Source organism: Nocardia sp. NPDC005825, assembly GCF_040630175.1.
Classification (GTDB): domain Bacteria; phylum Actinomycetota; class Actinomycetes; order Mycobacteriales; family Mycobacteriaceae; genus Nocardia.
In genome coordinates this window covers 137,351-149,913 of the sequence record NZ_JBEXXC010000007.1, presented here as the reverse complement: position 1 = coordinate 149,913, position 12,563 = coordinate 137,351, and the positions used below count along the sequence as shown (strand labels likewise).

The window sequence follows — 12,563 nt, the reverse complement described above, 5'->3', positions numbered from 1 at the left end:
TGACACGATCGCGACCGTGAGCAATACCCTCCGAATCCTTCCCATGCCCACCGGCGCAGCGGTGGGCGAAGTATTGCCGCATCTGCGAGAAGCCTTGGAGGGCAACGGCCCGGCCTGGCTGCCCGTCCCCACCGCCGACCGCCGCGAGACCCAGCGCCTGAGTTCCAGCCTGCGGCCCGGCGAGGCCATCGACGAGGAAGTGGCCCTGGTGGTCACCACCTCCGGCACCACCGGAAACCCCAAGGGCGCCATGCTCAGTGCCGCGAATCTGCGGGCCAGCGGCGACGCCACCCACGAGCGCCTGGGCGGACCCGGACAGTGGCTGCTGGCGCTGCCCACCCATCACATCGCGGGGATCCAGGTGCTGCTGCGCAGCATTCTGGCCGGAACCGAACCGACCGTGCTCGACGTCTCCGGCGGCTTTCTGCCCGAGGCCCTGGTCGGGGCGATCGCCAGCATGCGCGGCCCGCGCCGCTACACCTCCCTGGTTCCCACCCAGCTGATCAAGGCCCTCGACGAACCCGCCGCCACCGCCGCCCTGGCCGGACTGGACGGCGTACTGGTCGGCGGGGCCGCCACCCCGAAACCCGTGCTGGACCGCGCCCGCGCCGCCGGCATCACCGTCTTCCGCACCTACGGCATGAGCGAGACCTGCGGCGGGTGCGTGTACGAGGGAGTACCGCTGACGGGCACCGAGGTACGCATCGAGGACGGGCGGGTGCTGCTCGGCGGCCACATGATCGCCAAGGGCTACCGCAACATCCCCGACCACCCGGCCTTCGCCGAACCCGGCTGGTTCCGCACCGAGGACGCGGGATTCGTCGAGGACGGCGTGCTCACCATCACCGGCCGCCTCGACGAGGCCATCATGACCGGCGGGCTGCTGGTCATCCCGCAGGTCGTCGAGGCCGTGCTGATCACCCACCCCGCGGTCTCCGAATGCGTGGTCCTCGGCCTGCCCGACGACCGGCTCGGCCAGCGGGTGGCCACCGCCATCGTCCCGGCCCCGGGCGCGGTCGCCCCCACCCTCGACGAACTGCGCGACCACGTGGTCGCCGAACTCGACGCCATCGCCGCCCCGCGCGAGCTGGCGGTGCTCGACGAACTGCCGCTGCGCGGGCCCGGCAAGCCCGACCGGGCCGCGCTCCGCCAACTCCTGCTGGCCGCCTCACCCAACTGACGCTCGATCGATCCGGGCCCGCCCATCCGCCGATGGACGGGCCTTATCGCTGTTCAGGGCACCCCCGGGACCCCGTGCAAGCGGCGCTTGCGTCGCCTCGCGACGCCCTTGCGTGCACGTGCAATCGCCGTGCAAGCGGGGTGCAAGGCGCGGTCCGCAAGGTGTAGCCATGACTTCTTACACACCTGCTGAGACGCTCGCCATCGAGGCGGACGGCCTGGTCAAGGTCTTCGGGGAGCAGCGGGCCGTCGACGGCGTCAGTCTCGCGGTGCCGCGGGGGGCCGTCTACGGCGTGCTGGGCCCGAACGGGGCCGGCAAGACCACGACCATCCGCATGCTCGCCACCCTGCTCCGCCCGGACGGCGGCAGCGCCCGCATCTTCGGCCGCGACGTGGTGGCCGAACCGACCGCGGTCCGCTCCCTGATCGGCGTGACCGGCCAGTACGCGTCCGTCGACGAAAAGCTCACGGCCACCGAGAATCTGGTGATCTTCTCGCGCCTGCTCGGCCTGTCCCGGGCCGAGTCGCGGCGCAAGTCCGCCGAACTGCTCGAGGAATTCGGCCTCACCGAGGCCTCCGACAAGGCGCTGGAGAACTTCTCCGGCGGCATGCGGCGCCGCCTCGACCTGGCCGCCAGCCTGATCGCCCGGCCGCCGCTGCTGTTCCTCGACGAGCCGACCACCGGCCTGGACCCGCGCACCCGCGCCCAGATGTGGGACACCATCCGGCGGCTGGTGCGCGAGGGCTCCACGGTGCTGCTCACCACGCAGTACCTGGACGAGGCCGATCAGCTCGCCGACCGGATCGCGGTCATCGACCGCGGCAAGGTCATCGCCGACGGCACCTCCGACCAGCTCAAGTCCTCGGTCGGCCTGTCCACCCTGCAGCTCACCCTCGCCGACCGCGACCGCATCGACGAGGCCCGGATCCTGGTGGGCGAGTACCTGTCCCGCGCCGCGGGCCGCGCCGTCGAGGCCACCATCACCCCAGAGGCGGGCCGCATCACCGCGCCCCTGCCCGACCCCTCCATCACCACCGACGTCCTGATCCGGTTGCGCGAGAGCGACATCCACATCGACGAGATCAATGTCGCCAAGCCCAGCCTGGACGAGGTCTTCTTCGCCCTCACCGGACACGGCGCCGAGGACGAGACCGACAACGACACCGAACGGAGCGCGGCATGACCACGACTCTCACCGCCCCCACCGGGCGGCACGCGGCCACGGCCGCCCCGATTCCCGAAGTCTCCAACCACATCCCGTTCCGGCAGACCGTGGCGAACTCGCTCACCATGGCCTACCGCGGGATCGTCAAGATCAAGCACAATCCCGAGCAGCTGTTCGACGTCACCGTGCAGCCGATCCTGTTCACCGCCCTGTTCGCCTACATCTTCGGCGGCGCCATCGGCGGCAACGTGCACGACTACCTGCCCATCCTGATCCCCGGCATCCTGGTCCAGACCGTGGTGCTGACCTCCGTCGTCACCGGCACCCAGCTGCGCGAGGACATGGACAAGGGCGTGTTCGACCGCTTCAAATCCCTGCCCATCGCCCGCATCTCGGCGCTGGCCGGCGCGCTCATCGCCGATATGGTCCGATACGGGCTGGCCACCACGCTGACCATCGGCATGGGCCTGATCCTCGGCTACCGTCCCGCCGGAGGCGTGGCCGGTGTCGTGGTCGCCGGACTGGTCGTGGTGTTCTGCTCCTTCGCGATCAGCTGGATCTGGGCGCTGATCGGCATCACCGGCAAGAGCGCACCCGCGGTCCAGGGCATGTCCATGATGATCATGTTCCCGCTGACCTTCATGTCCGGCGCCTTCGCCCAGGTGTCCACCATGCCCGGCTGGCTGCAGGGCATCAACAAGGCCAACCCCGTGTACTACATGGTCGAGGCCGCCCGCGAGCTGATGAACGGCAACGTCTACAGCGCGAACCTGGCCTGGTCGCTGATCGGCTCGGTCGTGGTCATCCTGATCTTCGCGCCGCTGGCGGTGCGGGCCTACATGCGCCGCGCCTGACCCGCTCGAAAAACACGCCCGCCCACCGGAACTCCGGTGGGCGGGCGTTTTTCGTGTGTCCGGGTTCAGAGCACGCCGTCGAGCTCGCCCAGGAGCTCGATGATGCGCTCGGCGGCCTTGCGGCGGCGCAGCCCCGTGACCGAGTGCAGCGCGGCGTCCAGCCGCTCGTCGCCCAGGGTCGAGCGGTGCAGGTCGAGGTGCCGGGTCCAGCGCATGGAGGGATAGTCCTGGCGACCGAAGACCCGCTGCGACAACGCCAGCAGCTCCAGACCACGATCGACCTCCGAACCGGTGGCCAGCAGGCAACTGCCGACCGCGCACGCCACCGAACCCAGCTGCGGCAGATCCCAGTACTGGCCCAGCTTGCGGACCGCGATGTCGACCAACTCGGCGGCCATCCGGCGGACCAGATCCGCCCGGCCGTGCAGGACATGCGCGTCGATGGTCACCGAGGCCAGGATCATGTCGCCGGGGCCGGGCACGGTGACGCTCTCCGGCCAGTCCAGCAAGGGCAGCACCTGCCGGAACCGGCGTAACCCGGTGTCGGTGTCGCCTTCGACGAGTTCGACTTCCGCCAGAGCGGCCGCCACCACCGCCAGCCGGTGATTCGGCTGGGTCACGGGGGCATCGACCGCGGGAATGCCGCCGTAGGAGCCCAGCACCGGCTCCAATGCCCGCCGCGCCGCCGCCGGTTCGCCCGAACCTGCCAACGCCACGGCCAGATAGCTGCGCATCTCGACGCTCTCGTCCCAGGCCCGGAACTCCTCCATGAGCTCGACGGTCCGGCGGTAGTAGCCGACCGCCGCCGGGTACCGGCCCGACTGGCCGTGCAAGCTGCCCAGGTGCTGGGAGGTCATCGCCGAGTTCCAGATGTCACGATCGGCATTGATCCGCATGGCGGTCTCGGCGTCACGGATCGAGCCGTACACGATGCCGCTGTTCTCACACAGGTTGGCGCGCAACAACAATGCCGTGACCTGGATCTGCTGATCGCTCGACCGCGTGCCGTAGGCCAGCCGCCTGGCCAGCCGCATCGTGGTGTACGACCGCGTCACCAGTTCGCCGAGAAAACGGAACACCGGACTCATCGGAGCGCCGGAGCTCAGGGTGCGGCGGATCCAGCTGCGGACCGTCGCCACCTCGCGCAGCTCGGGATTGCCGAAAAGCATGTGCAGGCCCAGCATCAGATTGCCCAGCACCTGCAGATCGGTCTCCGCGGCGACCGGCGGGCGAACGCGGGGCGGCACCGTCATGATCCGCCGCGACCAACTGATCAACTCCATGTGCGCGCCGCGCAGCACCCACAATCCCGCCAGCACCGGGAACACCGTGTGCACCACGGCCGCGTCCCGGCGCTCGACAGCGTGCCGCAGCACCGCGACCAGGTTGTCCTGTTCGTCGGACAGGGTCAGCACGGTGGAGATCTGATCGGGCGATTGATAACCGGCCACCGTCTCCACCGCGAAAGCCCTGGCCCACTCCGACATCCGGTCCATCAGCGGACCGGCCTCACCGGTGAGTGCGAGCTGCTCGTCGCCGAATTCCCGAACCGTCTCCAGCATCCGGTAGCGGGTGCCGCCCTGTTCGTCCTCCAGCACCGTCAGCAGGGATTGGCTCACCAGACCGTCGACGGCCTGGGGGACATCGTCGATCTCGGGTCCGGAGAGCACCGTCTCGGCGGCGTCGAGGGTGAAACCCGCGGGGAAACGGCACAATCGGCGCAGCGCCACCCGCTGCGACTCGTCGAGCAGGTTCCAGCTCCACTCGATCACCGCGTACAGGGTGCGGTGCCGCTGCGGCGAACTGCGATCACCGCTGCGCAGCAAGGTGAATCGATGATCGAGGCGGGACTCGATCTCCTCCACGCTCATGGTGCGCACCCGCGCCGCCGCCAATTCGATGGCCAGCGGCAGGCCGTCCAGGGTGCGGCAGAGCCGAGCCACCACTTCGGGATCCAGCCGCACCGACGGGCGCACCGAGCGGGCGCGGGCCTCGAACAGTTCGGTCGCGGGCGAACCGGCGGGGTCGATCGTCAACGGCGGCAACGGATACACCGCCTCGGCGGTGATCTCCAGGGGCGCGCGACTGGTGGTGAGCACGGTCAGCTGATCACTGGCGCCGACCAGATCCGCCACCAGTTCGGCCACCGGCTCGATCAGGTGCTCGCAGTTGTCCAGGATGAGCAGGGTCGGCCGCACCGCGAGCGCCTCCCGCAGCCGCTGACCGATATCCCGGCTGCGCTGCTGGAGCAGCATATTCGTCTGGGGCACATCGGTGACGCCGAGGGTGGTCGCGATGGCGACCTCGATCTCGGCGCGGGTGTTGGCCGCGCCCGCCGGATCGGCTCGCAGCGACGCCAATTCCACCAGCGCCACCGCGGTGTCGTGGGACAGGCGCGCGCCCAGCTCATTGGCGACGCGGGTCTTGCCGGTGCCGCCCGGGCCGAGCACCGTGGTCACCCGGGAGGTCCGGACCAACTGCTCGAGCCGCTCCAGATCGGATTCGCGGCCCAGCAGCGGATTCGGCGCGACCCGCAGGCCGATGGCGGTCTCCCCCACCGGTTCCCGCGCGCCCGCGGCGTGCTGTGCGCCCAGCACCCGGCGCAGGGAACGCACCTGTCCGGCGGTCACCGGCGTATCGGCGAGGGCCGAGCCCGAATCCTCCTGCGCGCGAACCGCGATCAGCCCGGAGCCATTGCCGTGCCGGCGGCCGAGGCGGTCGTGGTCCGTGGGTTCGGGCGCCCCGCGCATCGAGCCGGGCCCGTGACCCGCTGCGTTGCCGCGCCCCGCGACATGGCCCTGGATCGACGGATCGCTGTCGTCGGCCGAATAGCCGGGGACCGCAATGATTCTCGTGTCCGGTCCGCCAGGGAGGGGTTCGCCGCGCAGGATGGCGGTGTTGAGCGCCACCAGCGCGGGGCCCGGGTCCGCGCCGAGCTGGTCGACCAGTCGGGTGCGGAGTGTCGCGAAGACGTCGAGGGCCTCGTTGACGCGGCCCGCCGTCGCCAGCAGGCGCATGAGGGTGGCGTGCGCGGGCTCGTCGAACGGGTCGGCGGCCACGGCGTGCTGGGCCAGTTCGATGGCGGCGGGCAGGTCGCCGATGGCCTCGCGGGCGGTCAGTTCGAGCGTGTCCAGGGCGCGGCGGCGGGTCGCGGCCTGGGCGGCCAGGTCCTCGGCGACCGGTCCGGGCGGCAGGTCCGCGCCGGGTTCGCCGCGCCACAGGGCGCGGGCGGCGGCCAGCAGTTCCAGGCAGGCGGCGTAATCACCGGAGGTATGGGCTTGGCGGGCTCGCCTTTCGAGCGACTGCGCCAGGCTCAGGTCGACCTGGTCGGCGGTCAGCATGAGCCGGTAACCGGCCGGGCCGATCTCGAGCACGCCGTCGGGCAGCGCCGAACGCAGCCGTGAGACCTGGGTGTGCAGGGCGTTCATCGGCGCGCGCGGCGGATCCTCGCCCCACACCTCGTCGATCAGGGCCTGGGCGCTGCGGCTGCGACCGGGGTGCACGGCCAGGGCCGCCACCAGCAGCCGGGCCCGGGCTCCGGGTACAGCGGTGAGCGCGCCGTCGCGGCGCAGGGCGATCTCACCCAGCAGAGCCACCAGGATCGAGTCGCCCACATCCGCCACCCGCGCGCTGCCCGCGCTGCTCGAACTGCCTTTTTCCGAATTCATTCCCAACCAATCGTAGGTGAGCGATCCCGCTGCCGCCGGACGCGCCGGGCCGCGAGCGCGGGTACCGGCTTACCCGAGCGACCGGACTCGCGGCCACCGGTTTTGCCGAGGGTCGGCCGTCGGCGGGTGGCAGCACCTAGGCTCTGGGCATGGCCGAATTCGACATACAGCGGGAAACGGTCATCAAGGCCGATCCCGCTCAGGTTCAGGCGCTCGTCGACGACTTCCACCAGTGGCGCGCATGGTCGCCGTGGGAGGACGCCGACCCCGCCATGGAACGCACCTACAGCGGGGCCGACCGCGGTATCGGGGCCCGCTACTTCTGGAACGGCAACCGCAAGGCCGGGCGCGGCGACATGGAGATCACCTCCGCCACCGCCGACGCCATCGGCATCAGACTGCACTTCGAGAAGCCGTTCAAGGCGACCAACCAGGTCACCTTCGAATTCCGCCCGCAGGGCGACACCACCGCCGTGACCTGGCGCATGCGCGGCGAGCAGAACGGCCTGATGGCTCTCGTCGGCAAGCTCATGCCGATGGATCGCCTGGTGGGCAAGGACTTCGAGAAGGGCCTGGCCCAGCTCAAGGCCGCCGCCGAGGCCTGAGCCACACCGCTGTCGAACTGGGCGGGCACGGCCCGCGCCCCTCGCATTAGGCTGCGGTGCATGGCTACAGCAGCACAGTGGATCGAGGGCGCGCGGCCGCGCACCCTTCCGAACGCCATCGCCCCGGTGCTGGCGGGCACCGGCGCCGCGGCCTCGATCGGCGGGTTCGTGTGGTGGAAAGCGGTGCTGTGCCTGCTGCTTTCGGTGGCGCTCATCATCGGCGTCAACTACGCCAACGACTACTCCGACGGCATTCGCGGCACCGACGACGAGCGGGTCGGCCCGCTGCGGCTGGTCGGCTCCAAGCTCGCGAGCCCGGCCGCGGTGCGCAATGCCGCCATCGCCTGCCTCACGATCGGCGCGATCATCGGGCTGGTGCTGGTGTTCACCACCGCCTGGTGGCTGATCCTGGTCGGCGCGGGCTGCCTGGCCGGGGCCTGGTTCTACACCGGCGGCCGGAACCCGTACGGGTACAGCGGCTTCGGTGAGATCGCGGTGTTCGTGTTCTTCGGCCTGGTGGCGGTGCTGGGCACCGAGTTCGTGCAGGCCGGGCGGGTCGACTGGGCGGGGCTGGTGTGCGCGGTGTCGGTCGGCGCGTTCTCCAGCGCGGTGCTGGTCACCAATAATCTGCGCGACATCCCCACCGACACCGAGTCGGGCAAGCTCACCCTGGCCGTACGGCTGGGCGACGCCCGCACCCGCACCCTGCACCAGGTGCTGATCCTGGTCCCGTTCCTGGCGCTGGCCCTGCTGGCCTGGCGCAGTCCGTGGACGCTGGCCGCGCTGGTCGCGCTGCCGCTGGCGGTGAAGGCCAATGAGCCGGTCCGGTCCGGCGCGAACGGGCCGGGTCTGATTCCCGCCCTCGCCGGAACCGGTCAGGCGATGCTGGTCTGGTCGATCGTGGTGGGCGCCGCGCTGGCCATCGGCTGACCCGCGCGGCGGTCCGCTCAGTCCTCGTCGGGGACCAGGACGCCGAGCACCCAGTTCACCAGCGTGATGATCAGGCCGCCGAGCACCGCGGCCCAGAAACCGTCCACCCGCAGGCCGTACTCCGTGGTCTCGGTGATCTTCGCGGTCAGCCACAGCATGAGCGCGTTGATCACCAGCAGGAACAGGCCCAGCGAGACCACGATGAACGGGAACGAGAGCAGCTTCACGATCGGTTTCACGAACGTGTTCACGATCGCGAACACCACCGTGATGGCGGCGATCACCAGGATCTTGCTCTGCGTGGTGTCTTCCGGGGTCTTGATCTGAATATCGGACACCCAGACGGAGGCCAGCCAGATGGCCACCCCGTTGATCAGCAGACGTATCAGTAGCGTCATGCCCCGATCGTAGGGCGAGATCGCCGTACCGGCCGGATATCGCGAACCGGCCGGACGGTGACATCGGTCAGGCCGCGCGATCCAGGTAGCCCTGGACCGCGTCCCGCAGGGTGCGGACCGCGTCGTCGTCGCCGAGCAGGCGGCGGGTGACCGGGTTGGGCGCGCGCAGCACGGCCAGCACCATGTGCCCGGCCTCGATGCGGTCGGCCTTGTGGGCCAATGCCTCTCGCAGCGAGAGCTCGACGATCTTCTTCGAATCCGAGGTGAAGGGAATGTGGCCGCGCGGGCCGCCTTCCGCCCCCCAGTACTTGCGCCAGCGCGATCCCTCGGGTGGAACGGCCGCCTCGTCGAGGGCGTTCTCGCCGAAGGTCGCCTCGAGGCTCTCCCGGACGGCGTCGAGATCGATGCCGATCGAGCGCAGGGCCTCCGCGTCCTCGGCGCCGAGCGGTTCCCCGGTCCGCTTGCGGGCCAGCGCCTCTCGCACATCGTCGGCGGTGAGACCGTGCGCCGCAAGGATTTCCCGCAGGCCGTCGTCGGGGCAGGCGAGCACCCCGAGCAGCATGTGCTCGACCTCGATGGTCGAGGAGCACAGATCGCGCGCTTCCTCCTGGGCCAGGACGACCGCGGTGCGGGCGGGTTTGGCGAATCGTTCGAACATCAGCGGATACCGCCCTTCCGGTTGTACTTCTGGTGGACCGCCTGCCGGCTGACCTCGAGCGCGTCGGCGATGGCCTGCCAGGACCAGCCCTGTGTTCGGGCATTGGTGACCTGGATGGCCTCGAGTCGCTCGAGCAACCGGCGCAGTGCGAGCACCGCGCGGAGCCCGACCTGGGGGTCGGGGCTGCCGGCGGCGGCCGCCAGAGTCGTTGCTTCACTCATGAATGTCAATTTACGTTGACATCCATCGCGCGTCAACGAAAATTGACATCAGGAAGGGGTGTTCGCCGTCAGCGGAAGGGGACGAAGGGGGCGTAGTCGCGCACACAGCCGTCGGTCCAGTCCCACAGCTCGTCGGGGTCGGCCGGGATGCCGTTCTGCAGCCGCAGCCGCCAGCCGCCGGGCAGCTTCTCCCACAGATCGCCGTCCCGGTCCTTGTAGAGACCGAACGCGGACGGCTCCCAGGCGTTGATCTTCGTGCTGCGCTGCGTGGTGACGGCGCTGCCGCGCGCCGATGAGATCACCCACGGCCCGAATGTGACATTCACATCTCCGGCCGACCGCGGTTGCTGCCCCAACTCGACTCCCCATTTGTTGTTGTTTCAAACTATTGGAGCAGAACGGACTGCCCGGACCCCCGTCCAGCGGGGACCACACGGGTATCCGTCGGCAACCGCGCGTGTAACTGACGGCCATACAAGTAAGGTCTGCCTAAGTAAATGGATGGAGTACCTACGTTCGGCGAGTACATTCGCCAGCGCCGCACCACCGCGAATCTCACGCGTCCCCAACTGGCCTGGCTGGCCAACCTCTCGGTCCCCTACCTGACCAAGATCGAAGGCGGCGCCAACCCCTCCCGACGAGTCATCGAATCCCTGGCGACCGCGCTCAAACTGACGCCGGTCGACTTCGAGTACGCGCTCGTGCTCGCCGAGGGCCCACTGCCGAGCATCGAACCCGACCTGCCGACCGCGGCCGACCAGGACTACCTGAATCTGCTCAACCCGGCGATCGGCGCGTACATCAGCGGGCTGTGGGACATCGCCGCCGTCAACGCGGCGCACCAGGAGTTCTTTCCGGAACTGGTGGCCGGGTCCAACTACCTGGAATGGCTGCTCTTCAATCCGATCTCCCGGACCGTCATGGTGAACTGGGACAACGAGGTTCGTATGGCGGTCGGCCGCTTCCGCATGCAGCTCGCCCGCACCGGCGAGGAGGACCGCGGCGCCGAGATCCTCGAGCGATGCCTGGCCGATCCGGACTTCGCGCTGCTATGGCATTCCGACACGGTCGCGGTCGACCGTGGAGATCTCACCAAGTTGGTGCGGGATCCGCGCACACTGGCCATCACCGAGATGCGGATCAATATGTGGCGCACCCAGTCCACGTTGCATTCGTGGCTGCTGGTGCTCGGCACGGTGGTCGATCGACCCACCGCGGTGACCCGTCCGGTCATGCGGCAGCGCCCCGAAACGTCAAGGGCTATTAACGCCTCCGAGGGTGGCGTTACCCCGTCGAGACGCGCGAAAAACGTTGCGCCGGGTAAGGATCCGATGCCCACGACCCCATTGCAGCAACTCGATAGCAAACTTACCGATGGGTGACCAATCGATATCGACCGACCTGTCGTGCCGTGCGAAAACTAGCCCGACCAAGTACCGGTGGCGATGAATTCGGTCAGCACCGCGGTCGGCTCAGCCAAGCTCAGCCCCTGGTCGGCAACCCATTCGTCATTGAAATAGGTTCCGGCATAACGGTCTCCGCCATCACAGAGCAGCGTCACCACACTGCCGGTACGGTTCGCGGCGATCATCTCGGCAATCAGGGCAAAGGCCCCCCACAGATTGGTGCCCGTGGAGCCGCCCACCCGCCGGCCCAGCACCGTGCTCGCGTGCCGTGTGGTCGCCACCGAGGCCGCGTCGGGCACCTCGATCATGCAGTCCACCACCGTCGGAATGAACGACGGTTCCACCCGCGGCCGCCCGATGCCCTCGATCCGGGACGGCATGCCGGTCTGAAAGTCCAGGTCGTCCAGCTCGTAACCGCCGTAGAACGCCGAGTTCTCCGGATCCACCACCGCCAGCCGGGTCTCGTGCCGCTTGTAGCGCAGGTAGCGGCCGATGGTCGCGCCGGTACCGCCGGTCCCCGCGCCCACCACCACCCACTCCGGCACCGGATGGGTCTCCAGGGTCATCTGCTGGAAGATGGATTCCGCGATGTTGTTGTTGCCGCGCCAGTCGGTGGCGCGCTCGGCATTGGTGAACTGGTCCATATAGTGGCCGCCGGTCTCGGCCGCCAATCGCGCCGCCTCGGCGTAGATGTCGGGGGCGCGTTCGACCAGGTGACAGCGTCCGCCCTGGGCCTCGATCAGGGCCAGCTTCTCCGGAGACGTCTTCGCCGGGACCACGGCCACGAAGTCCAGGCCCAGCATCTTGGCGAAGTAGGCCTCGCTGATCGCGGTCGATCCTGACGAAGCCTCGACCACCGTGGTGCCCTCGGTGACCCAGCCGTTGCAAATGGCGTAGAGGAACAGTGATCTCGCCAGCCGGTGCTTGAGACTGCCCGTCGGATGGGTGGATTCGTCCTTCAGGTACAGCTGAACGCCCCACTCCGGGGGCAGCGGGTAGCGCAGCAAATGCGTGTCCGCGCTGCGCTGGGAGTCCGCGTCGATGAGCCGGACGGCATTGTCCACCCAGGCCCGGGGTGCGCTGCGATCGCAGCGTTTCACTGCTCGCCCTTGCCCTGCAGCCTCGAGCGCAGCTGGTCGCGGTCGGCGCGGCGCTTGGCGTCCACGGCGGCGATGTCCCGATTCACCTGGGTCCGCAGCTTCTTGAACAGCACCAGCGACAGCGGCATGGCGATGAGCAGCGCGAACAGCAGGGCGACGATGAGGGGGATGGACACCTTCACCGCGGCCGCGACGCCCACGATGATCGCGGTGATGACGGCGACCAGCCCGAGCCGGGCCACCGTGTAGAGGGCCAGATTGCGCGCCAGGCTGCGGCCCGCACCGTCGGGTCGGGTTGCTTCACTCACGCGGTCCAGACTAGGGGACGGCGGATCGGGAAACGGTCGCGACCCTCGTCCGCCCAGGTCAGACAGGCCA

The 12,563-nt window shown here is 69.4% G+C and carries 13 protein-coding genes; 6 read left to right on the top strand and 7 right to left on the bottom strand.

Annotated elements, in window-relative coordinates:
• The first annotated feature begins 43 nt into the window (after positions 1-43).
• The 3 genes from menE (at position 44) to ABZ382_RS20580 (ending at position 3,199) form a co-directional block, all read left to right on the top strand.
• Positions 44-1,180, top strand: coding sequence for an o-succinylbenzoate--CoA ligase (menE, locus tag ABZ382_RS20590; protein ID WP_357091357.1), 1,137 nt, complete (start codon positions 44-46; stop codon positions 1,178-1,180).
• A gap of 169 nt (positions 1,181-1,349) precedes the next feature.
• A complete protein-coding gene (locus ABZ382_RS20585; RefSeq protein WP_357091019.1) occupies positions 1,350-2,363 on the top strand; it encodes an ATP-binding cassette domain-containing protein in 1,014 nt (337 codons plus the stop codon).
• The gene (locus ABZ382_RS20580) at positions 2,360-3,199 is read left to right on the top strand and encodes an ABC transporter permease (RefSeq protein ID WP_357091017.1); all 840 of its coding nucleotides are present in this window, start codon (positions 2,360-2,362) and stop codon (positions 3,197-3,199) included. Before ABZ382_RS20585 ends, ABZ382_RS20580 begins: the two co-directional genes overlap by 4 nt.
• Before the next feature lie 65 nt (positions 3,200-3,264).
• Here the strand turns inward: ABZ382_RS20580 and ABZ382_RS20575 are convergent, their stop codons facing one another.
• Positions 3,265-6,867, bottom strand: coding sequence for a BTAD domain-containing putative transcriptional regulator (locus tag ABZ382_RS20575; RefSeq protein ID WP_357091015.1), 3,603 nt, complete (start codon positions 6,865-6,867; stop codon positions 3,265-3,267).
• A 149-nt stretch (positions 6,868-7,016) separates the two neighbouring features.
• Between ABZ382_RS20575 and ABZ382_RS20570 the strand changes: the two genes are divergently transcribed.
• Both ABZ382_RS20570 and ABZ382_RS20565 read left to right on the top strand, forming a co-directional pair.
• Positions 7,017-7,472 carry an SRPBCC family protein gene (locus ABZ382_RS20570; protein ID WP_357091013.1) on the top strand — a complete coding sequence of 152 codons (456 nt, stop codon included), beginning with the start codon at positions 7,017-7,019 and terminating at the stop codon, positions 7,470-7,472.
• Positions 7,473-7,532: 60 nt separating this feature from the next.
• The gene (locus tag ABZ382_RS20565; protein WP_357091011.1) at positions 7,533-8,402 is read left to right on the top strand and encodes a 1,4-dihydroxy-2-naphthoate polyprenyltransferase; all 870 of its coding nucleotides are present in this window, start codon (positions 7,533-7,535) and stop codon (positions 8,400-8,402) included.
• A gap of 17 nt (positions 8,403-8,419) precedes the next feature.
• Here the strand turns inward: ABZ382_RS20565 and ABZ382_RS20560 are convergent, their stop codons facing one another.
• The 4 genes from ABZ382_RS20560 to ABZ382_RS20545 all read right to left on the bottom strand — a co-directional run bounded on the left by ABZ382_RS20560 (position 8,420) and on the right by ABZ382_RS20545 (position 10,005).
• On the bottom strand, positions 8,420-8,800 hold the full coding sequence (locus ABZ382_RS20560) for a phage holin family protein (protein WP_357091009.1): 381 nt from the start codon (positions 8,798-8,800) through the stop codon (positions 8,420-8,422).
• 67 nt (positions 8,801-8,867) lie between these two features.
• Positions 8,868-9,458, bottom strand: coding sequence for a Clp protease N-terminal domain-containing protein (locus ABZ382_RS20555; protein ID WP_357091007.1), 591 nt, complete (start codon positions 9,456-9,458; stop codon positions 8,868-8,870).
• Positions 9,458-9,679: a helix-turn-helix domain-containing protein gene (locus ABZ382_RS20550; RefSeq protein WP_147207290.1), complete on the bottom strand. Its 222-nt coding sequence runs from the start codon at positions 9,677-9,679 to the stop codon at positions 9,458-9,460. The genes ABZ382_RS20555 and ABZ382_RS20550 overlap by 1 nt, the downstream gene beginning before the upstream one ends.
• 68 nt (positions 9,680-9,747) lie before the next feature.
• On the bottom strand, positions 9,748-10,005 hold the full coding sequence (locus tag ABZ382_RS20545; protein WP_357091005.1) for a hypothetical protein: 258 nt from the start codon (positions 10,003-10,005) through the stop codon (positions 9,748-9,750).
• A 171-nt stretch (positions 10,006-10,176) separates the two neighbouring features.
• Between ABZ382_RS20545 and ABZ382_RS20540 the strand changes: the two genes are divergently transcribed.
• Positions 10,177-11,061, top strand: a complete 885-nt coding sequence (locus ABZ382_RS20540; RefSeq protein ID WP_357091004.1) for a helix-turn-helix domain-containing protein — start codon at positions 10,177-10,179, stop codon at positions 11,059-11,061.
• 38 nt (positions 11,062-11,099) lie between these two features.
• On the opposite strand, the gene ABZ382_RS20535 is transcribed toward ABZ382_RS20540, so the two are convergent.
• Complete coding sequence (locus tag ABZ382_RS20535; RefSeq protein WP_357091002.1) at positions 11,100-12,185, bottom strand: PLP-dependent cysteine synthase family protein; 1,086 nt, start codon at positions 12,183-12,185, stop codon at positions 11,100-11,102.
• A complete protein-coding gene (locus ABZ382_RS20530) occupies positions 12,182-12,493 on the bottom strand; it encodes a DUF4229 domain-containing protein (RefSeq protein WP_357091000.1) in 312 nt (103 codons plus the stop codon). The genes ABZ382_RS20535 and ABZ382_RS20530 overlap by 4 nt, the downstream gene beginning before the upstream one ends.
• Positions 12,494-12,563: the final 70 nt, after the last annotated feature.

Excerpts from the sequence above, each read along its gene's own strand:
- menE (WP_357091357.1), top strand. The coding sequence starts at position 44 with ATGCCCACCGGCGCAGCGGTGGGCGAAGTATTGCCGCATCTGCGAGAA.
- ABZ382_RS20585 (WP_357091019.1), top strand. The coding sequence starts at position 1,350 with ATGACTTCTTACACACCTGCTGAGACGCTCGCCATCGAGGCGGACGGC.
- ABZ382_RS20580 (WP_357091017.1), top strand. The coding sequence starts at position 2,360 with ATGACCACGACTCTCACCGCCCCCACCGGGCGGCACGCGGCCACGGCC.
- ABZ382_RS20575 (WP_357091015.1), bottom strand. The coding sequence starts at position 6,867 with ATGAATTCGGAAAAAGGCAGTTCGAGCAGCGCGGGCAGCGCGCGGGTG.
- ABZ382_RS20570 (WP_357091013.1), top strand. The coding sequence starts at position 7,017 with ATGGCCGAATTCGACATACAGCGGGAAACGGTCATCAAGGCCGATCCC.
- ABZ382_RS20565 (WP_357091011.1), top strand. The coding sequence starts at position 7,533 with ATGGCTACAGCAGCACAGTGGATCGAGGGCGCGCGGCCGCGCACCCTT.
- ABZ382_RS20560 (WP_357091009.1), bottom strand. The coding sequence starts at position 8,800 with ATGACGCTACTGATACGTCTGCTGATCAACGGGGTGGCCATCTGGCTG.
- ABZ382_RS20555 (WP_357091007.1), bottom strand. The coding sequence starts at position 9,458 with ATGTTCGAACGATTCGCCAAACCCGCCCGCACCGCGGTCGTCCTGGCC.
- ABZ382_RS20550 (WP_147207290.1), bottom strand. The coding sequence starts at position 9,679 with ATGAGTGAAGCAACGACTCTGGCGGCCGCCGCCGGCAGCCCCGACCCC.
- ABZ382_RS20540 (WP_357091004.1), top strand. The coding sequence starts at position 10,177 with ATGGATGGAGTACCTACGTTCGGCGAGTACATTCGCCAGCGCCGCACC.